This is a genomic window from Kitasatospora brasiliensis, from assembly GCF_032654805.1.
Lineage (GTDB): Bacteria > Actinomycetota > Actinomycetes > Streptomycetales > Streptomycetaceae > Kitasatospora > Kitasatospora brasiliensis.
Genome location: NZ_JAUOOW010000001.1, coordinates 132,239 through 158,867 on the forward strand (window position 1 = coordinate 132,239; position 26,629 = coordinate 158,867).

Here is a 26,629-nt window from a genome sequence, read left to right on the forward strand (position 1 = left end):
GCCGAGCGAGGGCCAGAGGCTACGGCTCACAGCGCCGGACGGCCCTCGCCTCGGCCCGTTCCACCGTCGCCCGCCCGTAGACGTGCACCAGCGCCAGGTGGAACAGCGACGGGGCCACCGGGGCCCAGCGGTGGATACGGTCCGGGTGCAGCAGGTACGCGGCCACCGTCGCGGCGCGGAACGGAACGCCGTCGATGCTCTGGTGCTCCCACCGGTCGGCGACCCCTCGGCCCAGCCGGGTCCGGAGCCCCTGGTGGGTCAACTCGGTCAGGCGCGCGTAGAAGTGGGCGCTCCACTGGCGCTTCTCCACGTCCAGGACGAACGCCAGGAGTTCGAGGGAGTACTCGTGCGGCTCCAGGGCCAGTTCCTCCCGCATGCCGCGCCGGGCGACCGCGTGGAGGACCGGCGCGCTCCTGCCGGAGGAGTCGATGTGCCGGGACACACCCTCGTTGACGGAGGAGTTCCAGATGCCCGGTGCCGTCCGGACCCGGTCGCTGCGCCGGCTGACGACCAGCATGTCGTCGGCGGTCACCACGGCTATGTTGACGCCCAGGCTGCACTGGAGGAACGCCGGAGCGTCCAGCGGACGGTCGGGGTCGAGGTGGCGGGAGCGCAGGGTGGTGCCCTACTACACCTTCCTCGCCGCCCAGCAACTCGACCGCCGGCTGCCCCGTGGTGCGCAGCGGGCCCAGCGAGAAGGTCGTCCACGAGGGGCCGGGCTCCTCCCGGGACCGCAGGCTCCGCACCGTGCCGAACCAGCACCTGCGCACCCTGAACCACGAGTCCTGGAGGGGCTGTTGGAACAGCACGGCGACCAGCATCCCGAGTACGGCCCCGGCAACGCCGTTGACCAGGTCTATTCCGCCCATGCCGCGGAGCGTAGCGGGGGCGGTCGCCCCTCGGGCGGCCTTCGCCTTTCCTTTACCTCGCCCCCTTTACCCGGCCCCTCTACCCGTCCCCCTTGCCTCGGCGCTCCTTCGACCCGGGCCGACCGCCGTTGCCATCACGACCTGTCGCCGACGGGTTCGGCGGTGAACGACGCCCTCGGGCGACCACCATCACCTCCTGGAAGGGTTTCTGACGGATGGACGGATCCGTTCACCACGAGTCCTGGCTGCGCGGCGTCGCGGCCAACCCCGGCGCGCCGTCCGATGTCCTGCTCCGGTTGCTGGCACCGGCCGGGCGGGCGGCCGTCGACCGGGTGCTCGGCCCGACGGGCGGGGGCGTCGGGCCGGTCGACGAGATGATCGACGAACCGGAGCTCGGCTGGTACGAGGCCTGTGCGGGCTCGCCGCACCCGGGCCTGCGGCGGGTCGCCGCGACCTGCCCCCGGCTGCCGGAGGAGCTGGTGCACCGGCTGGCCGGGGACCGGGACGACCTGGTCCGCCATCTGCCGGCCTGCAACCACCCGCCGGCGCCGCCCGCGACCGTCCTGGCGGCGTTCCTCGCCGTGCCGCGGCAGCGCCCGTACCTGCTCTCGCCGGCCCGGCTCCCCCGCACCGGCCTCGGGCACCTGCTGGACCACGAGGACCCGGAGGTGCGCGCGCCGGCCGCGGCCGACACCGGCCTCGCCGAGCCGCCGGTCCGGTTGCTCGGCGATCCGGATCCACGCGTCCGCCGGGCCGCCGCGGCGAACCGGCTGCTGCCGCTCGGACTGGTCGAACCTCTGCTGGAGCAGCGCGAATTGGCGGAGGGAGCGGCCGCCAACCCGGGCCTGTCGGAGGCCCGGCTGCACGCGCTGCTCGACCGCGCCGGACTGCCCCGGATCGCAAGGCAACCCGGCGGTCAGTAGGCCGGCAGGTCGAAGTCCAGGGCCTTCCGGAAGGCCGCCTCCAGCGCCGGGTCGGACTGTCCGAGGTTCACGACCGTCTCGGCCCGGGCCCGCCGGTCCCCGGTCACTTCGAGGATCGCCTGGTTGGCGGCCACGTGGTCGCGCAGCAGCCGCTCGTACGCGGGGTAGGCCGTGCGATGGTCGCCGTCGGCCGCGCGCAGTTCGCCCGCCAGGACGTAGGCGGCGGTCAGGGCCACGCTGGTGCCCTGGCCGGTGAGCGGGGAGCAGCAGTACCCGGCGTCGCCGAGCAGCACGACGCGGCCCTTGGCCCAGCGTTCCATCCGGATCTGGGCGATGACGTCGTAGTGGAAGGCGTCGGTCTCCCACATCGCCGGGAGGAAGCGCGGCAGCTCCCAGCCGGCGTGGGCGGAGCGCTCGGCCACCAGCCGGCGCTGGCGGTCCGGGTCGCGCGGGAGCATCCGGTCGAGCGGCTCGTCGGTGTGGAAGCCGACGAAGACGCGGAGTTCGCTGTTGTCCCGGACGGTCATCGCCATGCAGAACCAGTTCGGGTCGCTCCCGTCGCGGTAGCCGATCTCCCAGCGGTCGAGGCCGAGGTGGTTGGGCACGCTCCAGCCGGCGAGGTAGGCGCCGATGGGGTGCAGGTAGTCCGCTTCGGGGCCGAAGACGAGGCGGCGGGTGTTCGAGTGCAGGCCGTCGGCGCCGACGACCAGGTCGAAGGACCGCTCGGTGCCGCTGCGGAACCGGACCTGGACGCCGTCCGGGTGCTGCACCAGGGTGTCGATGGCGTCATCGAAGCGGTAGTCGACGGCGCTCCTGTCCGCTCCGGCGCCCTTCCCCCCTCCGGAGCCCTTCTCCCCTCCGGCGTTCTTGTCCGCCGCGACGATCAGTTCGGCGAGTTCGTCGCGCAGGATCTCCACGTCCGGGCCGCCGACCGGACCGCCGGTGGCCGTCCACTCGGTGGTGCGGCGCAGCTCGCGGCCGTCCGCGTCGACGACGGACATCCCGCGCAGGCCGGTCCGGCGGGCCCGGACGTCGTCCAGCAGGCCCATCCGCTCGACCACCGTCAGGGCGGTGCCGCGGATGTCCACGGCCTGGCCGCCGCCGCGCAGCGAGGGGGCCCGCTCGACGACGGTGACCTCGAAGCCGTAGCGGTTCAGCCAGTAGGCGAGGGCGGTGCCGGCGATCCCGGCGCCGGAGACCAGCACCGAGGTGGCGCGGGCGCTGTTCGACATGGGGTACCTCCCGTGGGTCGCTCTGTGTCAACACCACTGTGCGGGGCGGCACTTGCAGGATGCCTACAGGGCACTGTCACCGCTGACAGGACGGCGACAGCCCCTGGTTCACCGGCACCGTCGGCCGCTCTCCAGGGTTGGCGCCATGCCGAGAACCACTCCCCCGCGCCCGCTCGACATCGAGGCGCTCTTCCCCGAGCCGGCGCAGCACCGGGGTACCACCACCCGACTCCATCCGCGCCCCGGCCGACCGGACGCCATGGCCAGTTCCGTCGACGGTCCGCTGCTGCGGCCCGCGGCCGAGCCCTGGCCGGTGTGCACCGATCCCCATCCGCACGCCCGCGGTCTCCGACCGGCGGGCGTCCACGAGAGTCACGTTACGGCTTGACAGGGTGCGTCATACTGTAACGCGCTGTCGCCCGACGGCTCCCGGCCCCACCGGGCCGCCGGGCCCCTCCCCCAGCGGCTCGGAGCACGCCATGCACCCCTTCCTCGACCACCCCGGGCCGCTCGCCTTCGCCCACCGGGGCGGTGACCTCGGGCGCCCGGAGAACTCGCTCGCCGCCTTCGAGGCCGCCGTCGCGCTCGGCTACCGCTACCTGGAGACGGACGTGCACGCGACCGCCGACGGCGTGCTGGTGGCCTTCCACGACGCGCGCCTCGACCGGGTCACCGACCGCACCGGGGCGGTGGCGGAGCTGCCCTGGGAGGCCGTCAGGCGAGCCCGGATCGGCGGCGTCGAGCCGGTGCCGCTGCTGGCGGACCTGCTCGGCGCGTTCCCCGGAGCCCGCTTCAACATCGACGTCAAGGCGGCGCCGGCCGTGGGGCCGCTGGTCGAGGCGATCCGCCGGACCGGCGCCTGGGACCGGGTCTGCGTCGGCGGCTTCTCCGACACCCGGCTCGCCGCCGTCCGCGCCGCCGCAGGCCCCCGGCTGGCCACCTCGCTGGGGCCGCGCGAGGTGGCGCGGCTGAGGCTGCGTTCGCTGGCCGAATCGTTCCTGCCCATGCTCCGTCCGGCGCAGGGCTCGCCGTACGCCGGGCTGTGCGCGCAGGTGCCGGAGCGGCACCGGGGCGTCCGGGTCGTCGACCGGGCCTTCGTCCGCACCGCCCACCGGCTCGGCCTCCAGGTGCACGTCTGGACTGTGGACGATCCCACACGGATCAGGTCTCTCCTTGACCTGGGTGTGGATGGCATCATGGCCGATCGCATCGACGTCCTGCGGGACGTCCTCGGCGAGCGCGGCTGCTGGAGCGACGGCAGCACCGGCTCCAGCACGGTGATGGGGACCCCATGAGCACCACGAACTCGGCGACGCACCTGCCGGACGATCCACCGTCCGGCCCGACGTCCACCGCCACCGACGACGCCCGCGCCCTGCGCCGGATGCAGTTCGGCTGGTACGTCAACGACTGGGCCAACGCGGCCTTCTCGGCCACCGTCCTGACGGTGTTCCTGGGCCCGTACCTGACCACCGTCGCCAAGGACGCCGCCGACGCGGCCGGCAACGTGCACCCGCTCGGCCTGTCGATCCGCGCAGGATCGTTCTTCCCGTACACGGTCTCCTGCTCCGTGCTGCTGTCCGTCGGGGTGATGCTGCTGACCGGCACCGTCGCCGACCGCACCGGGCGGCACAAGGAGCTGATGTGCGGCTTCGCGTACGTCGGCGCGCTCGCCACGATGGGGATGTTCTTCCTCAGCGGCGACCGCTACCTGCTCGGCGGCGCGCTGCTGGTGGTCGCCAACATCTCGTACGCGGTCTCGGTCGCGCTCTCCTACGCCTACCTGCCCGGCCTGGCCTCCCCCGACGAGCGCGACAAGGTGTCCTCCAAGGGCTGGGCCTACGGGTACGCGGGCGGCGGACTGCTGCTGATCGTCAACCTGGCGCTGTTCCAGGGGCATGACGCCTTCGGTCTGGACTCCGGCACCGCCGTACGGATATGCCTGGCCTCGGCCGGCCTGTGGTGGGCGCTGTTCACCGTCGTCCCGCTGCTGCGGCTGCCCTCCCGGGCCGGTGTCGCTCCCAGTCCCGCCACCGGGACCGCCCCGGACGGCAGGGCCGCCGGCGGCAGCCTGCGCGAACTCGCCCGCACCCTGCGCGGCATGCGCGAGCACCCGCTCACCCTGCTCTACCTCGCCGCCTTCCTCTGCTACAACGACGGCATCCAGACCGTCGTCTCCCAGGCCTCGCTCTACGGCAGCGAGGAACTCGGCATGGAGCAGACCTCCCTGGTCATCGCCGTGCTGCTGGTCCAGATCGTGGCGATCGGCGGCGCGCTGCTGCTCGGCCGGATCGCCCACCGCCACGGCGCCAAGCGGACCATCCTCGGCTCCCTGGTCGGCTGGGTCGTCACCCTCGCCCTCGGCTACTTCATGCCCGCCCATCAGCCCGTCTGGTTCTACGCCCTGGCCTGCATGATCGGCCTGGTGCTGGGCGGCAGCCAGGCGCTCTCCCGCTCGCTGTTCTCCCACCTCATCCCGCCGGGCCGGGAGGCCGAGTACTTCAGCTTCTACAAGGTCAGCGACCGGGGCACCAGTTGGATGGGACCGCTGGTCTTCGGCCTCGCCTACCAGCTCACCGGAAGCTACCGCTCGGCGATCATCTCGCTGCTGGTCTTCTTCGTCATCGGCTTCGCGATCCTGCTGAAGGTCCCCGTCCGCCGCGCCATCGAGGCCGTCGGCAACCCGGTCCCCGAGCGCCTCTGACGGCCGGACCGACCCACCGCGACCGAGGAGCCCCGCCAGGTCCGGCGGGGCTCCCGCGCGTCGCGGGTCGGCGTCAGCAGCTGATGTAGCGCATGGAGATGCCGGTGATGTGGGTGCCCGAGGGGGCGTAGAGGGTGATGGCGCGGGACTTGCCCTTGCCGCCGGCCCAGTCGCTGTCGACGTGGTTGCCGTTGGAGAGGCTGCCGCGCACGTAGGGACAGCGGCCGTCCGCCTTGGTGTCGTGCACCGTGCCGACGACCTTGGTGTTGTAGTTGCAGTACTTTCCGTTCGCGTAGCCCTCGCCGGAGCTGACGCTCCAGTTGTGGGTGCAGGAGTCCGCGGGCGGCGCGGCGTGGGCCCCGGCGGCCGGGAGGATCAGGGAGGCGAGGGTCAGGGCGGCGACGGCGATTCCGTGGACGGCAAGACGGCGCTTGGGCATGGCGGTACCTCCACACGGGGTGTTCGATGGACAACCGGGCCGGGCATCGGAGCGACACGTCACACAGTCAACAGCCCGGCCTCGTCGGTCCATTGAGCCTGACGTGTTCGAACAACCATCGTCAACCGGTTAGTTGGATACTGTCGACTTTCCGCCACCCCTGCGACACCGGGGCGGCCGGGCGGCTCAGGGGCCCGTCCCGCACCACGCGGGTGGGTCCGACTGGTCGTCCACCCGCTCGAACCACGGCCCGAAGTTCGGCAGTTGACCCACTGCCGACCGAACCTCACAACGCCTCCCCCCTCCTGCGCCCGGTGCACGGCGAGCCGGACCCGGGTGGCGCAGCGCCGGTGGACAGCGGCCCCAGGGCCTGGACGGCGGTCAGCGGCCGGTGGTGAGGACCATGCGGAAGCGGGCCCGGCCACTGGCCATCCGGTCCACCGCGGCGGCGGCCTCCGTCAGCGGCACTTCCTCGATCCACGCCCGGACGCCCGTCCGGGCCGCGAAGCGCAGGGTGTCCTCGGTGTCGAGGGCGACCCCCGAGGCGTGGCCGTAGACCCTGCGGCCGCCGGCGATCAGCTGCAGCGGGCTGATCGCCAGCCGGTCGGTCGAAGCACCGAGGATGACGAGTTCGCCGCGCCGGCCGAGCCCGTCGACGGTGGCGGACATGGCGTCCGCGTTGGCGGCGGTGGCCAGCACCACCTTCGCGCCGCCGAGTCCCTGGAGGGCCTGGGCGACGTCGACCGCGGTGCTGTCGATGTAGTGCTCGGCGCCGAGTTCGCGCGCCAGCGGCTCCTTCGCGGCACCCCGGGCGATGGCCACGGTACGGAAACCCATCGCACGGGCGAACTGCACGCCCAGATGGCCCAACCCGCCCAGGCCCAGGACGGCGACCGTGTCCCCGGCCTCGGCGGCGGAGCGGCGCAGCCCGTTGAAGACGGTGATCCCGGCGCAGGCCAGCGGCGCGGCCTCGGCGGCGCTCAGCCCGTCGGGGATCGCGGCCAGCGCCATGGCCGGGACGACCACGCTGTCCGCGTACCCGCCGGGGTAGGCCGCACCGGGGACCTGGAGCCGCGCGCAGTGGATCGCGTCCCCCGCGCGGCAGTCCTCGCAGCGCCCGCAGCTGCCGCCGTACCAGCCCACGGCGACCCGGTCCCCGACCTGCCGGCCCTCCACTCCCTCGCCGAGGGCCTCGATCCGGCCGGCGATCTCATGACCGGGGGTGACCGGAAAGCTCGTGCCGGGCAGGGCGCCGCCGGCGATCAGGAGGTCCGAGTGGCAGACGCCGCACGCCTCGACGGCGATCCGCACCGCCCCGCGCCCCGGCTCCCGGACCGGGACCTCGGACAGTTCGAGCGCCGATCCGGGCGCGGCGACCCGCACGGCGCGCTGCATGCCGCCGGAGGAGGTGGACGAGGTGACAGCCATGGCGGAGAACCCTTCGCTACGGGAGACCCGGGCGGTGCGACACCCGCACCCGCCGGTCCCACCAGCTTCGTACGCCCACCGCCGTTTGTCCGCGCACGGCCGCTCCGCCGGGTGCCCCCGGCCCACCCGCGCCCTCCTGCCGCGACCGGCTCCGGCCGGGTGTTCACTCGCTGCGCCCATGCCCGCTTCCCCCGCATCGGTTGGAACGTGTCACCTCGGATGCCGGACAGGCCGCGGCCCTCGGCAGCCATCCGGTACCGGTTCGAGACCATCCTGCACGCCATTTGAACGCGTTCAATTCTGCCTCGGGGTCGACTTCACTCCCAGCGCCCGCGGTGGCTCACCCGCCGGACGGGCAACGAGGCAGGGGCTACCCGAGCCGTCGCACGCCCGCTTCACCTACGCTGTTCGGCGCCCCGGCCCACCTCGGGCGGGGCGCCTTCCCGCCGACCGCCCTTGGAGCCCGCCGTGCCCGTCGCCCCGCTGTTCGCCGCCCTCGACATCGGGGGCACCAAGATCGCCGGGGCGCTGGTCGACACCACCGGACGGCTGCGGCACCGGCTCCAGCTGCCCACCCCGGCCGCCGATCCCGGCGCGGCCGTGCTCGCCGTGGTGCACCGGGTGCTGGACCGGCTCGCCGCGGCGCCCGACTGGGCCGCCGTGACGGCCGTCGGCATCGGGAGCGCCGGCCCGATCGACCTCGTCGGCGGCACCGTCAGCCCGGTCAACATCCCCGGCTGGCGCGGCTTCCCGCTGGTCGCCGAGGTCGCCGCGCACCCGGCGGTGGCGGCCCGCGCGATGCCCGTCCGGCTGGCCGGGGACGGGGTGGCGATGGCCGCCGCCGAGCACTGGCAGGGCGCGGCCCGGGGCGCCGACAACGCGCTCTGCCTGGTGGTGTCGACCGGCGTCGGCGCCGGGCTGGTGCTCGACGGCACGGTACGGCCCGGCCCCAGCGGCAATGCCGGGCACCTCGGCCACATCACCGTCGAACTGGACGGTGAGCCCTGCCCGTGCGGTTCGCGCGGCTGCCTGGAGGGCCTGGCCAGCGGCACCGCGATCGCCCGCCGGGCCCTCGCCGCGGGCTGGCGACCGGCGGACGGCGATCGGACGGCCCGCGCCGTCGCCGCCTCCGCCGCCGCGGGAGACCCGGTGGCGCTCGCCTCCTTCGACCGCGCCGCCCAGGCGCTGGCCGCCGGGATCGCCGCCACGGCCGCCCTGGTGGACCTCTCCCGGGTCGTGGTCGGCGGCGGTGTCGCCACGGCCGGGGACGTGCTGTTCACCCCGCTCGCCCGCCACCTGGACCGCTACGCCGCGCTCTCGTACGTCCGCGGCCTGGACGTGCGCCGGGCCGAACTCGGCACCGACGCCGGGCTGATCGGCGCGGCCGCGCTCTGCCGCTGAGCCGCGCCGAAGCCGGGCACGGGCCTGTCGCGCGCCCATCTCCGGGGAGTGGGCGTCGAGTTGACGGCCCCACCCGCCCGGCCCGGGGCGGCGGGCTCAGGCCGGGGCAGCGGGCTCAGGCCGGGGCGGCGGGCTCAGGCCGGGGCAGCGGGCTCAGGCCGGGGCAGCGGGCTCAGGCCGGGGCCGGGTGGCCGAACAACAGGTCGTAGCCGTCCGGGAGTTGCTCGATCACCCGGTCCATCAACTCCTTCGGGACCAGGTCCTCGACGGTGCTGAGCACGGCCCCGATGTCCCACTGCGCCGTCGCGGGCGTGGCCCCGTTGATCCACCCCACCACGGCCTGCACGAAGCGCTCGGCGGTCAGTGGCTCGGCGGTGGGCCGGGCGTCGCGCAGCAGCGGGGCGTAGGCGAGGGGCAGCGCGTCGGCGAGCTCGGACGACTCGGAGCCCACCAGGTGCTCGCCGAGCAGGGCCAGCACGACCCGGGCGGCGTGATCCGCCTCGGCCTCGCCCCGGTACTCGCCGCGCTCCACGACGCGGGCGAGGAAGTCCTCCCAGGAGATGGTCATCGCGTCCTCCTTCCGGTCGGCGGGCTCCGGCCGGACCGGCGGCGGTCCACCCCCGGGCCAGGAGGGAGATCGCAGCGCGTGACCACCGTGGGACGTACCGGTGCCCGTGCTGCTCAGGGTAACTCGCCCCGGCGCCCACGGAACCGGCCGCCTACAGAATCGGCCGCCTACGGCACCGGCGCCCAGGGAACCGGCCGATCGGCCCGGACGCACAAGGCCGACCATGCGAGCCGGGTCCGGGTCCGGGTCACCCCATCGAGGCGTGGCACCGCCTGCGCGGCCGGCGGAACGGCACCACCGCACCGGCCGGTACGCGCTGCGCCGGCGGGACCGCCTGCGCGGCCACCGGCGGAGCCGGGGACACCGTCGGCGCGGTCACGGTCGCCGCGGTCACCGTCGTGGCCGCCAGGGCGGCCCGGTCGCGGGCGGTGTCCGTCATGAACGCCGAGAGAAAGATCCGCTCGGCCGGGCTCAGCGCCCGCGAGCGGCCGGATTCGCGGTCCCGCGCGACCACCACGGTCCGCGCCCGCATATAGATCAGCCCGTCCCGGCAGACATTGACCTCGATCTGCGTGGAACTCCGGCCCAGCCGCTCCACGGTGAGCCGCACCGACAACGGCTCCGGCCGGTGGTGCAACTGTTCCAGGTAATCGATCTCGTGCCTCGCGATAATGAACCCGGCGGAGAACAGCGATTCCCGGACGGCGGTTTCGTGGTGGCGGAGCAGGTCGTAAATCCCCTCCTGGATGTAGCCGACCAGACGGGCGTTGTTGATGTGACCGTTCTCGTCGACGTCGCTCCACCTGGTCGGGCAGGACAGCACGTGGGCGCCCGTCTGCACCGTGTTCACTGCCGGGTCAGCCCGGCACCGGCGGGGAGCAGCGCGCGCTGCAACCTGGCGTAGTAACCGGAGTGTTCGGCCGCCATCCGGGCCGCGGTCCAGCCCTCCTCGGCCGCCTCGGCCGCCGCCTGGACGACCAGGCTGTCCAGCACCGTGTCGACCGCCCGGCACAGCTCGTGGACGGCCGCGAGCCGTTCGGTCACGTCCGCCCCGCTCCCTGCGTTCCGGGACGGGAAGGCGGCCAGTGATTCCATCGCGAGTTGAAGGTCGTCGACCCCGTCTGGCCGGTTTCCCACAGGGAAATGCCGCATGTTTTTCTCCATGACTCATTCGGCCTTACGGCCCAGTAGCTAGCGTTCGAATACACCGGATCGGTGTCGACCCCCCGACCCCACGACGCTATCCCAGCCGAAGGGGGTCAACTGATGGTTTGCGGACCTCGACGGGAAACTGACCACCATCGGAGTAGTTTGTCGGTGTACACAATATGCCCCGTCAGTCGAATGCCGTCCGCAATTCGGGTGGTATCTCCGACGCGCGCGCCAGGATCGACGGCCCTGGGGCCAAACTCTGCTACTGGCGTTCTCGTCCGCACGCCTTCACCGTCGTCGCTGCGAGCCGCCGCCGCTCGGCGATGCGTCCGAACGGACGATCGATGCGCCGGCGGCGCCGACGTGCGGATCCCCTGGACTGAGTACCGGACGCGGCCCCGAGCTCAGCGCCCCGAGCTCAGCGCCCCGAACTCGGTGCCAGACTCGGTGCCACGGACTCAGCGCCCCGAGACGAGGTCCGCGACCCGGGCGATCGGCGAGGTGGTGGCCCGGCCGGCCGACTCCTGCCGGTCGGCGGCGTGGTACGCGGCGTACATCGCGTGCACGCCCAGCCAGCGCAGCGGTTCCGGCTCCCAGCGCCGCACGGTGTGGCCCACCCATGGCAGCCGGGTCAACTCGGTGTCCCGGCCGAGCACCAGGTCCCGCAGGGTGCGCCCGGCCAGGTTGGTGGTGGTCACGCCGCTTCCGACGTACCCGCCCGCCCAGCCGAGCCCGCTCGCCCGGTCCAGCTCGACGGTGGCGCACCAGTCCCGGGGGACGCCGAGCACGCCCGCCCAGGCATGGTCGATCCGGGCGTGCGCGGCGGCGGGGAAGAACCGGTTGAGGATCCGCCGGAGCTGGCGCACCGTCTCCACCTGGGTGCTGCCGTCCGAGTCCGTGCGCGAGCCGAACCGGTACGGCACACCCCGCCCGCCCAGCGCGATCCGGTCGTCGGCGGTGCGCTGCGCGTACATGTACGCGTGCGCGAAGTCGCCCAGCACCTCGCGGCCCTCCCAGCCGTACTCCGCCCAGAACTCGGCGGGCAGCGGCTCGGTGGCGACCATCGCGGAGTTCATCGGCAGCCAGGTCCGCTTCTCGCCGCGCAGCCCGGCGGTGAACCCCTCGGTGGCGCGCAGCACTTGGCCGGCGGTGACGGTGCCGTACGGGGTGACGGCGCGGGGCTTGCGATGGGCGTCGCCGGGCAGGATCGCGGTGACCGCCGTCCCCTCGTACACCTCGACGCCCAACTCGCGTACGGTGCGGGCGAGTCCGCGGGCGAGCCGGGCGGGCTGGATGCGGGCGCCGTACCGGGTCCAGCAGCCGCCGATGGTGCCGGCGACATCGATCCGGGCGGCCGCCTCCTTGGCGCTCAGCAGCTCGACGCGACCTTCGCCGTAGGCCCGTTCGGCCTCGACGTGCTCCCGCAGTCGGTCCAACTGGGGCTTGCTGCGGGCGACTTCGAGCACGCCGCCGCGGACGATGTCGGCCTCGATGCCCTCGGCCTCGGCGATGCCGATGACCTCGCCGACCGCCTCGTCCATCATCCGCTGCATCGCCGCGGCGCGCTGCTGCCCGTACCGCTTGGCGAACGCGCCGCGCCCCGCGAAGCCGTTGTACAGCCAGCCGCCGTTGCGCCCGGAGGCGCCGTAGCCGCAGAAGCGCTGTTCGAGGACGGCGATCCGCAGGGAGGGGTCGGCCTTCTTCAGGTAGTAGGCCGTCCACAGTCCGGTGTACCCGCCGCCGACCACGCACACGTCGACGTCCCGGTGCCCCGGCAGGGCGGGCCCGGCCTCGGGCACCCCGTCCGCCGCGTACCAGAACGACACCTCACCGTTGACCGCCACCGGAACCCTCCCACACCCTCGCTGACCTGCCCGGACGCTATCTCTGACAGGGTGGCGGGGCCACCCCTCACAGTGCAAGGATCGCCGGGCCCGATCAGCCACCCTGTCAGTCCCGCAGCAGCTCCAGCGCCCCCGTCCAGTCGTACGAGCCGGGCGTGAAGTCCGCGATCCGCACCCCCATCCGCCGCAGCTTCGCCAGGCTGTCCCGGTGCGCCGGGTGCGCCGCCTGGGCGGCGCTGAGGCACGGCTGCACGGCGACGGGGATGCCCCAGCCGTAGGACTCGCAGAGGATGCCGAGGGCGAGGGTGTCCGAGATCCCCAGGGCCCACTTGTTGATCGAGTTGAAGGTGGCGGGCGAGACGACGATCGCGTCCGGGTCCGGCAGCGGCCGGGGCTCCCCCGGCTTCCGCCAGGCCGAACGGATCGGGAACCCGGTCTGCGCGACGATCGCGTCCGCGTCGATGAGCGCCATGGCGTCGGGAGTCGCCACCACCCCGACGTCCCAGCCCTGCTGCCGGGCCTCGGAGATCAACTCCCCCACCCCGCCCGCGACCCCGGCCGCGCACACCACGACGTACAGCATCGGCTTCTTGGCCATCCCCGGCCGTCCCCTCTGGTCACCGCCGGCCCACGACCGGGCCGGCATGCACCACCTTCCCAAACCGCCCGGCACCGCACCCCGGCGGCCCGGGAGCCGTTGCCCGGGAGTCGGCGGCCGCCGTCGGACGCCGACTCCCGAACCGCCTCACACCGACGCCGCCGCGAGGTCGGCCGCGGCGTCGGCACAGCCCCAGCTGAGGGTGACCCCGGCGCCGCCGTGGCCGTAGTTGTGGACGGTCCGCCCGTCCGGTTCCGCCTCCAGGCGGGGCCCGCCGTGGCGGGCGGGCCGCAGGCCGACGACGTGGTCGATGACCCGAGCCCCGCGCAGCTCGGGGACGTGGGCGGTGCACCGGGCGAGGATGGCCTCGGCGGTGGCCGGGTCGGGCGCGGTGTTCCAGTCGTCCGGTTCGAAGGTGCCGCCGAGGACGACGTCGGCGCTGCGCGGGTGGATGTAGGTGTAGCCGGCCGGGTCGTCCTGGATGCGGGTCGAGGTGGGCAGTCCGGGGTTGCGGACCAGGACGAGCTGGCCGCGCACCGGGTGCACGGCCCGGTCGTCGCAGAGCTGCCGGGCGCCGATTCCGGTGGCGTTGACCACCACGGGCGCCCAGACCCGGGCCTGGTCGAGGACGTCGAGGCGGCGGTGGACGATCTCGCCCCCGTTGTCGATGAACCGGCCGAGCAGCCAGGGCAGGTAGAGCGGCATCTCGATGGCGGGGGCCGTGAACGACCAGCCGTCCGCGCACTCCGGTCCGCGTTCGGCCGCCGTCAGCCGTCGCAGGTCCGGGACGGCGGCGCCCCACCAGGGCTCGCCCGGCTCCCGCTCGTGCGACAGCATCCGGGTTCTGCGCATCGAGACGCCGGGGACGCCGTCCGCGGCCTGCCGGACGAACTCGGCGAACGCGACCGCGGACCAGTGCGCCACCTCGCTGCCGGTGCCCGTGGCGACCGGGAACCAGACGGCCGCCGCCACCGCCGAGGTCGTCGACAGCAGGCCGTCGGCCGTCACCACGACGACCCGAAGTCCCTTCTCCTGCAAGCGGATCGCCGTGGTGAGCCCGATGACTCCGCTGCCGACCACGACGACGTCCACCGCACCATCCATCGCGTACTCCTCCTCCGAAGGGCCGCCCGCTGGGGTGGCGGCATCCGTCTCCAGGAAATCCGGCCGCCCTGGAATCCGTCCAAGACCGGTTCTGTCCGGAGCCGATCAGCCGCGCTTATCATCGCCGGATGGATCTGCGGTTGGACCTGCGCCGGATGCGCTACTTCTCCGTGCTGGCCGAGGAGTTGAACTTCACCCGGGCCGCCGGCCGGCTGCACCTGGCACAGTCGGCGCTCAGCCAGCAGATCAAGGCGCTGGAGCGGCAGCTCGGAGTCCAGCTGATCGAACGCACCAGCAAGGGCTGCCTGCTGACCCCGGTCGGCCGGGCGGTCGCCGAGGAGGCGCGGCGGGTGCTGGGCGAGGTGGCGGCGGCCGAGGAGCGGGTCGCCGCGGTGGTACAGGGGCGGGAGGGGCGGCTGCGGGTGGCATACACCCGCTCCTCCCGCGGCGGGGTCTGCGACGCCCTGGTGACCGAGTTCCGCAACCGGTACCCGCGGTTGGACGTCGCGTTGCAGACCGGCTGGACGTCGCACAACGTCGGGGAGCTGCTCGCCGGGCGGTTGGACGCGGCCTTCGTCCGGCCGCCGCTCGACGTCCCCGGGCTCGACTGCCGGATCATCGCCGAGGAGGAGCTGCTGCTGGCCGTACCGGCGGGCCATCCGCTCGCCCGTAGCCGCGCCAGGATCGGCCTGCACCGGATCGCCGACGAGCCGGTGGTGCTGTGGCCGCGCGAGAACGGGCCCGGGATGCACGCGCTGATCACCGGCCAGCTGTGGCCCGGCCGCTCGCCGCGGATCGTCCGAGAGGAGCCGGACGACGAGCAGTTGCTGCTGGCGGTGGCGGCGGGTTACGGCATCGCGCCGATCCCGGAGGGGCGGGCCCGGGTGTTCCGGATTCCCGGGGTCTGCCTGCGCCGGCTCACCGCACCGGTGCCGACCGTCTCGCTGGGGCTCGCCCACGATCCGCGGACCGCTCCCCCGGCCGTCCAACTCCTGCTCGCGATGGCCCCGCCGCTGCCGGCGGGGCCACGCCCGGAGCCCGGCTCCTAGCGGGCGAGGAAGCCGGTGAGCGGGGCGTCGAGCTCGATCGTCTTGCCGTTCAGGCCGGTCTTGACGAACTGCCAGCTCAGGCCGTTGATGACGCCCTGGCCCAGCGGGGCGAAGGTGGCGAAGGCGGGCTGGCTGAGGTCGATGTGGGTGGAGTCGCAGGAGGGACACTGGTCCTTCACCGGGACGGTGATGGTCTTGCCCTGGTAGCTCACCTTGACCGAAATGCCCTGGCAGACCGGGTCGTTGTTCGGGTTCGCGGTGGTCCACCAGGCGCGCGAGACCGCGACCAGCATCTGGGTGGAGGCGTTGATCTGGGTGCCGCAGGCGCCGTAGCCGGAGTCGGTGTAGTAGGTGGCCTTGCCGGCCATGGGCGTGTTGAGCGGTATCGCGGCGCTGGCGGAGCCGGCCGTGAGGGCGATGAGGGCAGCTGCGGCGAGCGGGGCGCCCGCGAGGATCCTGAGGTTCTTGCCGATGGCGCGCATGGTCGTTCCCTCCGGTTGCAGTGCTGGTGACTGTCATGGGCATGACAGTGGCAAGTCGACGCGTTCGCACGACTGTTCACTGCTCGAACGCCCTTGGGGAGGAAAGGTATGCGTCGCCCCGCATCGCGGTCCAGACCTGTGCCGCATCAGCAGCAACACAAGGCCGGAATCCGCCCCTGATGCGGCCGAAGGGGCGAAGATCCGTGACCGCTTCGCCACGGAGGGTGTTGACAACCCGTCACCCGATTCCCCGGAGGCTCCCTCAGATGCGCACCTCGCTCGCCGCCCTGCTCCTCGGCACCGTCCTGCTCCCGACCACCGCCCCCGTCGCCGCCGGCGCGGCGCCCCGCGAGGCGATCCAGGCGCCGCACGACGCGAGCCAGGCACCGCGCGATGCACGCCAGGCACCCCGCGCCGTGAACGGGGGCTACAGCATCCCGGTCGCCGGTGTGACCGACCTCGGCGCACTGCCCGTCCTCGGCAGCCTCGGGCTGGACTTCGCCCGACTGCTCACCAAGTAGCGTCCGACACCGCCGTCACCGAACGTCACGGACGCGCCGGGTCGCCGGACTCCGGGCAGGCGTCGACCCCGGCGACGGGAACCGCCCGCGCCGGCCCGGATTTCTTCCGCTCCGAAAATTAGTAACCCCACACCCCGGGCGACAAGCCCGAACGCCCGCCCGCATTGCGCCCGCCATCCCCCCGTCATCCGCCGCAACACGCCGCAACGCGCCGCAAGAAACCGCAAGCGGCCGAAACGAAGCGGCAACACCCTTTCTCACCAGCCAAGATGACGATTGACAGAAGTCCGCACGGTTCAGCACGATGAGGCCCGAGCCCATCCAGCAGCGACCCGGAAGGAGGGCCGATGCACACCGCCGTCCGCCCCGCCCCCTGCCGCTGCCCGCGCCGCTGTTGTCGCGGCGCGCTCGCGCTCTGACCGTCCGCCGCAGCGGACCACCGCGCCCGTGCGCCGCGCCCCGCCCTGCGGAGCCGTACGCCCCCAGCTGCCCGGGCGCCCCTCACCTCATCACTTGCCGTCACCACGCCCGTCCCGAAAGGGCCCCGTCATGACCACTGCCACCTCCAGCCCGACCATCCTTCGCCTCACCCCCGTCGCCGGCCGGATCGGCGCGATCGTGCACGACATACGCCTGGCCGGCGACCTCCCCGCCGAGACCGTCGCCGCCGTCGAGGCCGCCCTGTACGAGCACAAGGTGCTCTTCTTCCGCGGCCAGCAGCACCTGGACGACGCCGAGCAGGAGGCCTTCGCCCGGTTGCTCGGCCGGCCCGTCGGCCACCCCACCGTGCCCAGTGTGGACGGCCGCTACATCTTCGAACTGGACGCCACCAAGGGCGTGCGCGCCAACAACTGGCACACCGACGTCACCTTCGTCCCGTCCTACCCCAAGGCCTCGATCCTGCGCGCCCTGGAACTCCCGTCGGCCGGCGGCAGCACCGCCTGGGCCAACACCGCGGCCGCCTACCGGGACCTGCCCGCCCCGCTGAAGGCGCTCGCCGAGAGCCTGCGCGCCGTCCACACCAACGACTACGACTACGCCGCCCGGCTCGCCCTGCGCCCCGAGCTGGCGAACAACCCCGAGGTCGCCAAGCTGTTCCGGGACGTCTTCGTCTCCACCGCCTTCAAGACCGAGCACCCGGTGGTCCGGGTCCACCCGGTGACCGGCGAGAAGACCCTGCTGCTCGGCGCCTTCGCCCAGCGCCTCCAGGGCCTCTCGGGCGACGACAGCAAGGCGCTGATCGACCTCTTCCAGCGCTACGTCGAGCGGCTGGAGAACACCGTCCGCTGGGACTGGCAGGTCGGCGACGTCGCGATCTGGGACAACCGCGCCACCCAGCACTACGCGGTCGCCGACTACGGCGACGAGCCGCGCCTGGTGCGGCGGATCACCCTGGACGGCGATCTGCCGGTCGGCGTGGACGGCGTCCCCAGCCGGCTGCTGGAGCCCACCGACCCGCCGCGGGTGCCCGGCCTGGTGCCCGCCGACGAGCTGGAAGCCGAACAGCTCGGAGCCCAGAAGTCCGAAGCGGCCAACTGACGCCCAGGGCCCGAGGAGCAGCACGTCCGTGACCACGTCCACCGCCCCGCGCGCCGGCGACGACCGCCGGGACGCCAACGCCGCCGCCGTGCTGCGCACGGTGCTCGACCACGGGCCGATCGCCCGCAGCCGGGTCGCCGCGCTCACCGGGCTCAGCGCCTCGGCCGTCTCCCGGCAGGCGGTGGACCTGGTCGGGCTCGGACTCCTGTACGAGCGGCCGGAGTTGGCGGTCGGCGGCGCCGGCGCGCTGGGCCGCCCGCAGCTCCCGCTGGACCTCGACCCGGACCGGCTCGCGGTGGCGGGGCTGCACATCGCCGTGCCGTTCACCACCGTCGCGCTGCTCGACCTGCGCGGCCGGGTGCTGCGGCGCAGGGAGATCCCGCACCGAGGCCGGACCGGACCCGAGCTGCTGAAGCCGCTGCTGGCCCGGCTGCCCCGGCTGATCGAGACCCTGCGCGGACACCGTACGGTGGTCGGGCTGGGCGCCGTCACCGGTGGCGCGGTCGACCCGGCGAGCGGCCTGATCGTCCGGCACGGCCCGCTCGACTGGCACGACCTGCCGCTGCGCGAACTGCTGGCGGACGCCACCGGGCTGCCCGTCCGAGTGGACAACCACGCCCGGGCGCTCGCCCAGGCGGAGATCCTCTTCGGCCACCCGGCGGCCCGCCGCAGCATGGTGCAGTTGTTCGTCGGCCATGTGGTGGACGCGGCGCTGGCGGTCGCGGGCACCGTCCACCTGGGCCCGCTCTCGGTCACCGGCGACCTCGGCCACCTCCCGGTCACCGGCACGGTCACCGATCCGGACGCGGACAGCCGGGAGCGCTGCCACTGCGGCCGGCGCGGCTGCCTCTCGGTGGCCGCCTCGGACACCGCGCTGTTCGCGGCGGCCGCCGCCGAGGGCGTCACCGCCGAACCGGACCGGGCCCAGCTGATCGCCGCCGTCCGCCGGGGCGACCCGGCGGCGAACCGGCTGGTCCGCAACCGGGCCCGGATCATCGGCCGCGCGCTCGCCCTGCTCGCCGACGTGGTCAACCCCGACCTGCTGGTCCTGACCGAGCACTTCACCGCCCTCGATCCGGCCCATCTCGACGTCGTCCGGTCCGAGTTCGCCCGGCGCTCACACCTCCACCGGGACGCCGGCCTGCTGATCTCCCAGCAGCGCGGCCCGGACGTGCTCGCCGTGGCCGCCGGAGCGCCGGTGCTCGGCGAGCTGTACGCCCGGCCCGTCCACGCGCTGGCCCCCACCGCGTGCCGTCTGCCACCACGATCCCCCGAAGGACCGCCATGACCGCGCCGCCCCGCCTCCCCACCGCCCCGAGCCGCCGCGCCCTGCTGCGCGCGGGCCTCGCCGGTGCCGGTCTGCTGACGCTCGCGGGCTGCCGGTCCGCCGTCGAGCACGCCCGGAACGCGGCCGGCGCCGCGGACGCCGGCCCGCCGCGCCGGGGCGGCGTGCTGACCGTCGCCACCGGCATCGACGTCACCCCGAGCCTGCTCTTCGCCCAGAGCGCCAACACCCTGATCCAGCGGCTCGTGTTCAACACCCTGACCAGGTACGACGACCGGCTGCGCCCGCAGCCCGAGCTGGCCACCGCCTGGGAGGTCTCCCCGGACGGCCTGAGCGTCACACTCAGGCTGCGCGAGGACGTGCTCTTCCACAGCGGCCGCCGGTTCACCGCCGAGGACGTCGTCTTCGCCGTCCGGAACCTCCAGAACCCGGCCCGCTCCGCCCAGTTGAGATCCACCGCCGCCGCCGTCACCGACTTCCGCAGGAACGGGGACTTCGAGCTGACCCTGGTGCTCGCCCATCCGGTGAGCAATCTCTTCGACCTCTTCGAATTCATGATCATCCCGGACCGGGACAGCGTCGAGGACGCCGTCGCCGGCACCCGGCTGATCGGCACCGGCCCGTTCACCCTCACCGACCGCAAGCCCGGCTCCTCGCTGGCCTTCGCCCGCAACGACCACTACTGGAACCCCGGCCGCCCGTACCTGGACGGCGTGGAGATCCGGATCATCCCGCAGGCCGAGTCGCTGCTGTCCTCCCTCAGGACCGGCCAGACCCACCTCTCCTACAACGTCCGCGGCAAGGACGTCGCCACCCTGCGCACCGACCCGCAGTTCCGCATCCACCCGTACGACACCGGCTCCGGCGCCTACTACATCGGCGTCAACACCACCGCCGAGCACGTCGGCGACAAGCGCGTGCGCCAGGCCATCGCCTGGGCCATCGACCGCGACCGGCTGGTCCAGCAGGCCCTCGGCGGCTACGGCAGCGTCTCCTCGGCGCCCTGGCCCACATCCTCCCCGGCGTACACCGAGGCCGGCGCCACCCACTACCGGCACGACCCGGATCGGGCCCGGGCGCTGCTCAGGGAGGCCGGCGCGGAACGCCTCACCCTGCCCTTCGCCCACACCAACGAGGCCGGGCCGACCGCCGTCGCGCAGATCCTCCAGTACGACCTCCAGCAGGTCGGCATCGACACCGTGCTCCAGCCCACCGACTCGCCGACCATGCAGAAGCAGCTCATCTCCCAGTCCATGCCCGCCCTGTGGTCGCTCAGCCACGGCTTCGCCCAACTCCACCCCGCCACCCTCGCGGTGAGCGCCTACCCCTTCAACGAGGCCAAGAACAGCTCGCGCTTCACCTCCCCCGCCTACACCGACGTCGTGCAGCGGGCCTGGAACCGCAGCGACAGCGACAGTCCGGAGGCCCTGGAGCTCTACCAGCGGATCACCGACGTGCTGCTGGAGGAGCAGTTCGTGATCAACCTCGCCATCGCCGGACTGATCGAGGTCGCGGGCCACCGGGCCCGGGGCGCCACGCTCAACAAGTTCGGCTACCTCAACCTCGACGACGCCTACCTCACGGCCTGAGCAGGACGGCCCCCGGATACCCATGCGCACGTTCCTCCTGAAACGCCTCCCCAGCGGACTGCTCGTCCTGGTCCTCGCCTCCTTCCTCGTCTTCCTCATCCTCCGGCTGATCCCCGGCGACCCGGCCACCACGCTCGCAGGACCGGACGCCGGCCCCGCCGCCATCGAGGCCATCCGCTCCGAACTCGGCCTCGACCAGCCTCTGTTCGGCCAGTACGCGAGCTGGCTCGGCCGCCTGCTGAGCGGCGACCTCGGCCCGAGCTACGCGATCGGCGGCCAGGTCACCGACCTGATCGGCAACGGCCTCGGCGCCACCGCCCAACTCACCCTCGGCGCCCTGCTGCTGGTGGTGCTGATCGCCCTGCCGCTGGCCGTGCTCGGCGCCACCAGCAGACGCCGCCCGGTCGCCGCCGCCGTCCAGGCCGTCACCACCGGGGTGCTGGCGATCCCACCGTTCGTCACCGGCGTGCTGCTGGTGCTGGTGTTCGCCGTCGGCTTCGAACTGCTCCCGGCCGGCGGGCACGAATCCCTGCTGGCCGAGCCGGACTTGGCCGTGCAGTACCTGGCGATGCCGGCCCTCTGCCTGGCCCTGCCCAGCGCCGCCGTCCTGGCCCGCTACCTCAAGGACGGCATCGAACGCGCGCTCGCCGAGGACTACGTCCGCACCGCGACCGCGCTCGGCGTCTCCCGGCGGCGGATCGTCTGGCGGCACGCGCTGCCCAACGCCCTGCCCTCAGCCGTCACCGTCCTCGGCCTCCAGATCGGCCACCTCGTCGCCGGGGCCGTCCTGGTGGAGCGGATCTTCGCCTGGCCGGGCCTCGGCCAGCTGATCGAGCAGGGCGTGGTGCGCCGGGACTACCCGGTGGTGCAGGACCTGCTGCTGCTCGTGGTGGCGGTCTACGTGGCCGTCCAACTGCTCACCGACCTGGCCTACACCTGGCTCGACCCCCGGATCCGCTGGGAGTGACCCGATGACCACCACCACGATTCCCCGCAAGTCAGCTGCCCCGGGCGGCCGTTACCGCGCCGCCCTGCTGAGCGCGCGCGGCCTGACCGGCCTCGCGCTGGTCGGCGTCGTCGCCCTCGCCGGGCTGCTCGCACCGCTGCTCACCGGCACCGACCCGAACGCCCAGAGCGCCCTCGCCCTGGCCGGCCCCAGCGCCGAACACCCCTTCGGCACCGATGACTTGGGCCGTGATCTGTACAGCCGGGTGCTGCACGGCATCGGCACCGACCTCGCGCTGATCGTCACCGCCGTCCCGATCGGCGCGCTGCTCGGCTGCTCGGCCGCCCTGCTCGCGGCCAGCTCCCGGTGGGCCGACCTCGCCGTCCAGCGGGCCTTCGACCTGCTGCTCGCCTTCCCCGGGCTGATCCTCGCGCTGGCCGTCACCGCCGTCCTCGGCCCGGGCCGCTGGCCGGTGGTGATCGTCATCGCGCTGGCCGAGATCCCGGGCTTCGGGCGGCAGTTGCGGGCGGGCATCCTGGTCCAACGGGAGCGCGAGTACGCCCTGGCGGCCCGGGTCGGCGGGGCCTCCCGGGCCCGGGTGCTGCTGCGCCACGTACTGCCCAACGCCGTCGACCCGCTGATCGTGCAGACCGCCGTGGCACTCTCGCTCGGCGTGTTCATCGAAGGCGCGATGAGCTTCCTCGGCCTCGGAGTCCGCCCACCGGAGCCCACCCTGGGCAGCATCCTCAGCCAGTCCGTCGCCTACCTGGCCACCGATCCGGCCTTCGCGGCCGTCCCGCTGGCCGCCACCACCGCGCTGGTGCTCGGCTTCACGCTGATCGCCGAGGCCCTGAACCGGGGGATCCGCCGATGACCACCGTGCTCCGAGTCACCGACCTCACCGTACGGTTCGACGACCCCCCGGGCGCCGCCGCGGGTACCGCCCCCGCCGCCCCCGCCGTCGACGGCGTCGGATTCGACCTGGAAGCCGGCGACACCCTGGGCATCGTCGGCGAGTCCGGCTCCGGCAAGTCCACCACCGCCCTCGCGCTGCTGCGGATGCTGCCGCCCGGCGGCCGGATCACCGCCGGCTCGGTCGAGCTGGCCGGGCAGGACCTGGCCGCCCTCCCCGAGGACGCGCTGCGTGCCCTGCGCGGCCGCCGGATCGCCATGGTCTTCCAGGACCCGATGTCCTCGCTCAACCCGGTGCTCACCGTCGGCCGCCAGCTGGACGAGGCGCTGCGCGCCCACGGCGGACGGCCACGGAAGGCCGAACGAGCCGCCCGAGCGGCCGAGTTGCTCGACCTGGTCGGCATCCCGGACGCCACCGGACGGCTGCGCGACCATCCCCACCAGTTCTCCGGCGGCCAGCGCCAGCGCATCATGATCGCCCTGGCCCTGGCCCACGACGCCGAGGTGCTGGTCGCCGACGAACCGACCACCGCGCTGGACCCGACCGTCCAGCGGCAGATCCTGCGCCTGCTCGCCCGGATCAACCGGGAGACCGGCACGGCGCTGGTGGTGATCAGCCACGACTTCGGGGTGATCGCCCAGACCTGCCGCCGGCTGCTGGTCATGCGGCACGGCCGAGTGGTCGAGCAAGGCGCCACCGCCGAGATCCTCGCCCGGCCCGAACACCCCTACACCCGCGAGCTGTTGGCCGCCGTGCCACGCCTGGCGGAGCCCTCCGGGGCGGCCGCCAACAGCACCCCGGGCGACCAGCCCCTGCTCACCGTGCGCGGCCTGACCAAGAGCTACGGCTCGCGGCGGCGCGCCTTCACCGCGCTGCACGGCATCGACCTCGACCTGCACCCCGGCGAGACGCTGGGCCTGGTCGGCGAGTCCGGCTCCGGGAAGTCCACCCTGGCCCGGGCCCTGGTCCGGGCACACCCGCCGTCCGGCGGCAGCATCCGCCTGCGCGGCGAGGAGATCGGCCGCTCACCGCGACGCGACGTCCAACTGGTCTTCCAAGACCCGTACTCCTCGCTCAACCCCCGGATGACCGCCGGGCAGATCATCGCCGAGCCGCTGATCGCCCACCGTCTCGGCGACCGGGAGCAGCGCGCCGCCCGGGTCGCCGAACTGCTGGAGCAGGTCGGGCTGGACCCGGCCACGGCCGACCGCCACCCGCGCGCCTTCTCCGGAGGCCAGCGCCAACGCATCGGCATCGCACGGGCGTTGGCCCCCGAACCGAGCGTGCTGATCTGCGACGAGCCGGTCTCCGCACTGGACGTCTCGGTGCAGGCCCAGGTGATCGAGCTGCTCGCCCGGCTCCAGCGGGAGCTCGGCCTGGCCATCCTGTTCATCGCCCACGACCTGGCGGTGGTCCGCCAGGTCAGCCATCGGATCGCGGTGATGCACCGCGGCCGGATCGTCGAGACCGGGCCCGCCGACCGGGTCGTCACCGCGCCCGAACACCCCTACACCGCCGATCTGTTGGCCGCCGTTCCGGGCCTGGAGCCGACCGCGGCCGCCCGCTGAACCCGCCCACCCCCTTTCGGAGCCGTCCCATGAGCGTCACCCCCGAGCCGAACCCGCACCGCCGCGACCCGTACGCCGGCTTCCCCGGCACCGTCGGCCGCACCTTCGCCGAGTCCTCCCCTCACTGGCCGCGGCCCGTCCGCCCGCACGAGGGGGCGCCCAACATCGTGGTCGTCCTGATCGACGACATGGGCTACAGCGACATCGGCCCGTTCGGTGCCGAGATTCCCACCCCGACCCTGGACCGCCTCGCCGCCACCGGCGTCCGGCTCGCCAACTACCACACCATGCCGCTCTGCTCGCCCGCCCGGGCGGCCCTGCTCACCGGCCTCAACCCGCACCGGGTCGGCTACTCCTTCGTCGCCAACGCCGATCCGGGGTTCCCCGGTTACGGCATGGAGGTCGCCGGGGACATACCGACCCTGGCCGAGCTGCTGCACGACGCCGGGTACGCCACCTACGCGGTCGGCAAGTGGCACCTCACCCGGGACTCCGCCTCCAGCGCCGCCGACGACCGCGCCAACTGGCCGCTCCAGAAGGGCTTCGACCAGTACTACGGCGTCCTGGAGGGTCTGACCAGTCTCTTCCATCCGCACCAACTCGTCCGCGACAACAGTCCGTTGGACATCGATGAGTTCCCCGACGGCTACTACTACACGGATGACATCACCGACCAGGCCATCGCGATGGTCAAGTCACTGCGCGCCCACGACTCCGACAAGCCGTTCTTCCTCTACCTCGCCCACAACGCCGTCCACGGCCCGCTCCAGGCCAAGCCCGAGGACCTCGCCCGCCACCGCGGCCGCTACGACGGCGGCTGGGACGAGCTGCGCCGCACCCGCTTCGCCCGCCAGCTGGCCGCCGGCCACTTCCCGCCCGGCACCGAACTGCCCGAGCGCAACTCCGAGGCCGGGCACGAAGTCGGCCCCTGGGGCGAACTCACCGATGTCCAAAAGAAGCTGTACGCCCGCTACATGGAGGTGTACGCGGCGATGGTCGACAACGTCGACCAGAACCTCGGCCGGCTCGCCGACACCCTGGCCGCCCTCGGCGAACTCGACAACACCATCATCGTGTTCACCAGCGACAACGGCGGCACCGGCGAGGGCGGCGCCGAGGGCACCCGCAGCTACTTCAGCCGCTTCGTCCACCACCCCGGCCTCCCGGACGACTGGAACCCGGACGTCCAACGCGAGATCGACCTGATCGGCGGCCCGCAGAGCCTGGTCCACTACCCGCGCGGCTGGGGCATGGCCTCCAACACCCCGTTCCGCCTCTACAAGGGCCAGACCTACGCGGGCGGCGTCCGCGTCCCGTTCGTGCTCTCCTGGCCGGCCGGCCTGCCGCGCGCCGAGGGCGACACCGGCATCCGCGCCCAGTACCAGTACGTCACCGACATCCTGCCCACCCTGCTCGAACTCGCGGGCGTGGCAAGGCCACTGGAGCGCCGGAAGCAGCCCGTCCAGGAGCTAGACGGCATCAGCTTCGCCTCCGTACTGCGCGACGGCGGCGCGCCCAGCACCCACCACGAGCAGTACTGCGAGATGACCGGCAACCGCAGCTACTACCGCGACGGCTGGAAGCTGGTCACCCTGCACCGCCCCGGCACCCCGTACGACGACGGCGAGTGGGCGCTGTACGACCTGCGCACCGACCCCACCGAGATCCACGACCTCGCCGCCGAACACCCAGGCCTGGTCAAGGAGTTGTCCGCCGCCTGGGAGGCCGCCGCCTGGCGCGACGGGGTCTTCCCGCTCGCCGACGGCAGCGGCGCCCTCGCCCTGCGCGGCCCGGAGGCGGAGCGGCTGCGCCGCCCGGTCACCCTGCTCGCCGGCACCCCCGAGCTGGAGCGCTACCGCTCCTCCCGGCTGGTCTCCTTCCGCTCCTTCACGGTCGAGGTCGCGCTCGACGGCTACCGGGACGGCGACCAGGGCGTCCTGGTCTCGCACGGCGACCAGGGCGGCGGCTACAGCCTCTACGTCGAGGACGGCCGGCTGCGCTTCGCCTACAACCAGTACGGCGAACTGCTGGAGGCCGACGCCGGCCCGCTGCCGGTCGGCACCCGGCGGATCACCCTGGCGGCCACCGCCGTCGCCGACCTCAAGTGGGAGTTCCGGCTGCTCGTCGACGGCCGAGTGGTGGACGGCGCCGTACTCGGCCCGGTCCACCAACTGATCGGCATGGCACCGTTCCAGGGCATCAGCGTCGGCATCGACCGCAAGTCCCCGGTCTCCTGGCCGGTGCACGAGCGTCACCGCTCCTTCCGCTACACCGGCGCCCTGCACTCCGTCACCTACCTGCCCGGCGAGCCCGCGCCCTACGACCCGGAGACGGTCGTCCGGGCCCTGCGCGAGGCCGCGGCCGCCTTCGAGTAGCCGGCCCGACCGGCGGCAGGTACCCGATCCGCCCACCAAGATCCGCCACTCGGGTTACCCTCGTCCCGCGCGGACGACCATCCACGCGGACTTCCGAGGG

24 protein-coding genes are annotated in these 26,629 nt (G+C 73.5%); 13 read left to right on the forward strand and 11 right to left on the reverse strand.

Features of this window, described 5'->3' with window-relative positions; translation table 11 throughout:
* Positions 1-19: 19 nt before the first annotated feature.
* Positions 20-532, reverse strand: a complete 513-nt coding sequence (locus QWJ13_RS00485; protein ID WP_316519770.1) for an NUDIX hydrolase — start codon at positions 530-532, stop codon at positions 20-22.
* 552 nt (positions 533-1,084) lie between these two features.
* Here QWJ13_RS00485 and QWJ13_RS00490 point away from each other — a divergent pair.
* Entirely contained in the window at positions 1,085-1,792 is a 708-nt protein-coding gene (locus QWJ13_RS00490; protein WP_316519771.1) for a hypothetical protein, read from the forward strand.
* Here the strand turns inward: QWJ13_RS00490 and QWJ13_RS00495 are convergent.
* Positions 1,786-3,024 (reverse strand): FAD-dependent monooxygenase, encoded by a 1,239-nt coding sequence (locus QWJ13_RS00495; RefSeq protein WP_316519772.1) that lies wholly within the window; start codon positions 3,022-3,024, stop codon positions 1,786-1,788. The genes QWJ13_RS00490 and QWJ13_RS00495 overlap by 7 nt on opposite strands.
* A gap of 479 nt (positions 3,025-3,503) precedes the next feature.
* Here QWJ13_RS00495 and QWJ13_RS00505 point away from each other — a divergent pair, with 479 nt between their 5' ends.
* Together QWJ13_RS00505 and QWJ13_RS00510 are read left to right on the forward strand one after the other, a co-directional pair.
* Positions 3,504-4,319 (forward strand): glycerophosphodiester phosphodiesterase family protein, encoded by an 816-nt coding sequence (locus QWJ13_RS00505; RefSeq protein WP_316519773.1) that lies wholly within the window; start codon positions 3,504-3,506, stop codon positions 4,317-4,319.
* Positions 4,316-5,728 carry an MFS transporter gene (locus QWJ13_RS00510; RefSeq protein WP_432277402.1) on the forward strand — a complete coding sequence of 471 codons (1,413 nt, stop codon included), beginning with the start codon at positions 4,316-4,318 and terminating at the stop codon, positions 5,726-5,728. Before QWJ13_RS00505 ends, QWJ13_RS00510 begins: the two co-directional genes overlap by 4 nt.
* 73 nt (positions 5,729-5,801) lie before the next feature.
* Here QWJ13_RS00510 and QWJ13_RS00515 read toward each other — a convergent pair whose 3' ends face one another.
* Positions 5,802-6,167, reverse strand: coding sequence for a hypothetical protein (locus QWJ13_RS00515; protein ID WP_316519774.1), 366 nt, complete (start codon positions 6,165-6,167; stop codon positions 5,802-5,804).
* A gap of 381 nt (positions 6,168-6,548) precedes the next feature.
* The gene (locus QWJ13_RS00520; protein WP_432277403.1) at positions 6,549-7,595 is read right to left on the reverse strand and encodes an alcohol dehydrogenase catalytic domain-containing protein; all 1,047 of its coding nucleotides are present in this window, start codon (positions 7,593-7,595) and stop codon (positions 6,549-6,551) included.
* A gap of 468 nt (positions 7,596-8,063) precedes the next feature.
* Between QWJ13_RS00520 and QWJ13_RS00525 the strand changes: the two genes are divergently transcribed.
* Positions 8,064-8,996: an ROK family protein gene (locus QWJ13_RS00525; protein ID WP_316519775.1), complete on the forward strand. Its 933-nt coding sequence runs from the start codon at positions 8,064-8,066 to the stop codon at positions 8,994-8,996.
* A gap of 172 nt (positions 8,997-9,168) precedes the next feature.
* On the opposite strand, the gene QWJ13_RS00530 is transcribed toward QWJ13_RS00525, so the two are convergent.
* From QWJ13_RS00530 to QWJ13_RS00555, 6 genes are all read right to left on the reverse strand, one after another.
* Positions 9,169-9,564, reverse strand: a complete 396-nt coding sequence (locus QWJ13_RS00530) for a DUF2267 domain-containing protein (protein ID WP_316519776.1) — start codon at positions 9,562-9,564, stop codon at positions 9,169-9,171.
* Between the two features lie 247 nt (positions 9,565-9,811).
* A complete protein-coding gene (locus tag QWJ13_RS00535) occupies positions 9,812-10,414 on the reverse strand; it encodes an acyl-CoA thioesterase (protein ID WP_316519777.1) in 603 nt (200 codons plus the stop codon).
* The gene (locus tag QWJ13_RS00540; protein WP_316519778.1) at positions 10,411-10,608 is read right to left on the reverse strand and encodes a hypothetical protein; all 198 of its coding nucleotides are present in this window, start codon (positions 10,606-10,608) and stop codon (positions 10,411-10,413) included. Before QWJ13_RS00540 ends, QWJ13_RS00535 begins: the two co-directional genes overlap by 4 nt.
* Positions 10,609-11,174: 566 nt before the next feature.
* Positions 11,175-12,560 carry an NAD(P)/FAD-dependent oxidoreductase gene (locus tag QWJ13_RS00545; protein WP_316519779.1) on the reverse strand — a complete coding sequence of 462 codons (1,386 nt, stop codon included), beginning with the start codon at positions 12,558-12,560 and terminating at the stop codon, positions 11,175-11,177.
* 106 nt (positions 12,561-12,666) lie between these two features.
* The gene (locus QWJ13_RS00550) at positions 12,667-13,158 is read right to left on the reverse strand and encodes a flavoprotein (RefSeq protein ID WP_316519781.1); all 492 of its coding nucleotides are present in this window, start codon (positions 13,156-13,158) and stop codon (positions 12,667-12,669) included.
* A 147-nt stretch (positions 13,159-13,305) separates the two neighbouring features.
* Positions 13,306-14,262: an FAD-dependent oxidoreductase gene (locus QWJ13_RS00555; RefSeq protein ID WP_316519783.1), complete on the reverse strand. Its 957-nt coding sequence runs from the start codon at positions 14,260-14,262 to the stop codon at positions 13,306-13,308.
* A gap of 128 nt (positions 14,263-14,390) precedes the next feature.
* On the opposite strand from QWJ13_RS00555, the gene QWJ13_RS00560 reads away from it, so the two are divergent.
* Positions 14,391-15,311 carry a LysR family transcriptional regulator gene (locus tag QWJ13_RS00560; protein WP_316519785.1) on the forward strand — a complete coding sequence of 307 codons (921 nt, stop codon included), beginning with the start codon at positions 14,391-14,393 and terminating at the stop codon, positions 15,309-15,311.
* Here QWJ13_RS00560 and QWJ13_RS00565 read toward each other — a convergent pair.
* The gene (locus QWJ13_RS00565; RefSeq protein ID WP_316519786.1) at positions 15,308-15,793 is read right to left on the reverse strand and encodes a cysteine/serine endopeptidase inhibitor; all 486 of its coding nucleotides are present in this window, start codon (positions 15,791-15,793) and stop codon (positions 15,308-15,310) included. The genes QWJ13_RS00560 and QWJ13_RS00565 overlap by 4 nt on opposite strands.
* Before the next feature lie 266 nt (positions 15,794-16,059).
* Between QWJ13_RS00565 and QWJ13_RS00570 the strand changes: the two genes are divergently transcribed.
* From QWJ13_RS00570 to QWJ13_RS00605, 8 genes are all read left to right on the forward strand, one after another.
* Positions 16,060-16,314 (forward strand): hypothetical protein, encoded by a 255-nt coding sequence (locus QWJ13_RS00570; protein ID WP_316519787.1) that lies wholly within the window; start codon positions 16,060-16,062, stop codon positions 16,312-16,314.
* A 549-nt stretch (positions 16,315-16,863) separates the two neighbouring features.
* Positions 16,864-17,853 carry a TauD/TfdA dioxygenase family protein gene (locus QWJ13_RS00575; protein WP_316519788.1) on the forward strand — a complete coding sequence of 330 codons (990 nt, stop codon included), beginning with the start codon at positions 16,864-16,866 and terminating at the stop codon, positions 17,851-17,853.
* A 28-nt stretch (positions 17,854-17,881) separates the two neighbouring features.
* Complete coding sequence (locus tag QWJ13_RS00580; RefSeq protein WP_316519789.1) at positions 17,882-19,141, forward strand: ROK family protein; 1,260 nt, start codon at positions 17,882-17,884, stop codon at positions 19,139-19,141.
* Complete coding sequence (locus QWJ13_RS00585) at positions 19,138-20,727, forward strand: ABC transporter substrate-binding protein (RefSeq protein WP_316519790.1); 1,590 nt, start codon at positions 19,138-19,140, stop codon at positions 20,725-20,727. Before QWJ13_RS00580 ends, QWJ13_RS00585 begins: the two co-directional genes overlap by 4 nt.
* A 22-nt stretch (positions 20,728-20,749) precedes the next feature.
* Entirely contained in the window at positions 20,750-21,694 is a 945-nt protein-coding gene (locus tag QWJ13_RS00590; protein ID WP_316519791.1) for an ABC transporter permease, read from the forward strand.
* A 4-nt stretch (positions 21,695-21,698) separates the two neighbouring features.
* Positions 21,699-22,547 (forward strand): ABC transporter permease, encoded by an 849-nt coding sequence (locus QWJ13_RS00595; RefSeq protein ID WP_316519792.1) that lies wholly within the window; start codon positions 21,699-21,701, stop codon positions 22,545-22,547.
* Positions 22,544-24,154 (forward strand): dipeptide ABC transporter ATP-binding protein, encoded by a 1,611-nt coding sequence (locus tag QWJ13_RS00600; RefSeq protein ID WP_316519793.1) that lies wholly within the window; start codon positions 22,544-22,546, stop codon positions 24,152-24,154. The genes QWJ13_RS00595 and QWJ13_RS00600 overlap by 4 nt, the downstream gene beginning before the upstream one ends.
* Positions 24,155-24,183: 29 nt before the next feature.
* A complete protein-coding gene (locus QWJ13_RS00605) occupies positions 24,184-26,529 on the forward strand; it encodes an arylsulfatase (protein WP_316519794.1) in 2,346 nt (781 codons plus the stop codon).
* The last annotated feature ends 100 nt before the right edge of the window (positions 26,530-26,629 follow it).

What these genes read in the sequence shown, in the direction of transcription:
- QWJ13_RS00560 (WP_316519785.1), top strand. Translation starts at nt 14,391, where the DNA reads ATGGATCTGCGGTTGGACCTGCGCCGGATGCGCTACTTCTCCGTGCTG.
- QWJ13_RS00530 (WP_316519776.1), bottom strand. Translation starts at nt 9,564, where the DNA reads ATGACCATCTCCTGGGAGGACTTCCTCGCCCGCGTCGTGGAGCGCGGC.
- QWJ13_RS00565 (WP_316519786.1), bottom strand. Translation starts at nt 15,793, where the DNA reads ATGCGCGCCATCGGCAAGAACCTCAGGATCCTCGCGGGCGCCCCGCTC.
- QWJ13_RS00550 (WP_316519781.1), bottom strand. Translation starts at nt 13,158, where the DNA reads ATGGCCAAGAAGCCGATGCTGTACGTCGTGGTGTGCGCGGCCGGGGTC.
- QWJ13_RS00585 (WP_316519790.1), top strand. Translation starts at nt 19,138, where the DNA reads ATGACCGCGCCGCCCCGCCTCCCCACCGCCCCGAGCCGCCGCGCCCTG.
- QWJ13_RS00495 (WP_316519772.1), bottom strand. Translation starts at nt 3,024, where the DNA reads ATGTCGAACAGCGCCCGCGCCACCTCGGTGCTGGTCTCCGGCGCCGGG.
- QWJ13_RS00600 (WP_316519793.1), top strand. Translation starts at nt 22,544, where the DNA reads ATGACCACCGTGCTCCGAGTCACCGACCTCACCGTACGGTTCGACGAC.
- QWJ13_RS00510 (WP_432277402.1), top strand. Translation starts at nt 4,316, where the DNA reads ATGAGCACCACGAACTCGGCGACGCACCTGCCGGACGATCCACCGTCC.
- QWJ13_RS00590 (WP_316519791.1), top strand. Translation starts at nt 20,750, where the DNA reads ATGCGCACGTTCCTCCTGAAACGCCTCCCCAGCGGACTGCTCGTCCTG.
- QWJ13_RS00555 (WP_316519783.1), bottom strand. Translation starts at nt 14,262, where the DNA reads ATGGATGGTGCGGTGGACGTCGTCGTGGTCGGCAGCGGAGTCATCGGG.
- QWJ13_RS00595 (WP_316519792.1), top strand. Translation starts at nt 21,699, where the DNA reads ATGACCACCACCACGATTCCCCGCAAGTCAGCTGCCCCGGGCGGCCGT.
- QWJ13_RS00515 (WP_316519774.1), bottom strand. Translation starts at nt 6,167, where the DNA reads ATGCCCAAGCGCCGTCTTGCCGTCCACGGAATCGCCGTCGCCGCCCTG.
- QWJ13_RS00575 (WP_316519788.1), top strand. Translation starts at nt 16,864, where the DNA reads ATGACCACTGCCACCTCCAGCCCGACCATCCTTCGCCTCACCCCCGTC.
- QWJ13_RS00490 (WP_316519771.1), top strand. Translation starts at nt 1,085, where the DNA reads ATGGACGGATCCGTTCACCACGAGTCCTGGCTGCGCGGCGTCGCGGCC.
- QWJ13_RS00520 (WP_432277403.1), bottom strand. Translation starts at nt 7,595, where the DNA reads ATGGCTGTCACCTCGTCCACCTCCTCCGGCGGCATGCAGCGCGCCGTG.
- QWJ13_RS00505 (WP_316519773.1), top strand. Translation starts at nt 3,504, where the DNA reads ATGCACCCCTTCCTCGACCACCCCGGGCCGCTCGCCTTCGCCCACCGG.
- QWJ13_RS00605 (WP_316519794.1), top strand. Translation starts at nt 24,184, where the DNA reads ATGAGCGTCACCCCCGAGCCGAACCCGCACCGCCGCGACCCGTACGCC.
- QWJ13_RS00570 (WP_316519787.1), top strand. Translation starts at nt 16,060, where the DNA reads ATGCGCACCTCGCTCGCCGCCCTGCTCCTCGGCACCGTCCTGCTCCCG.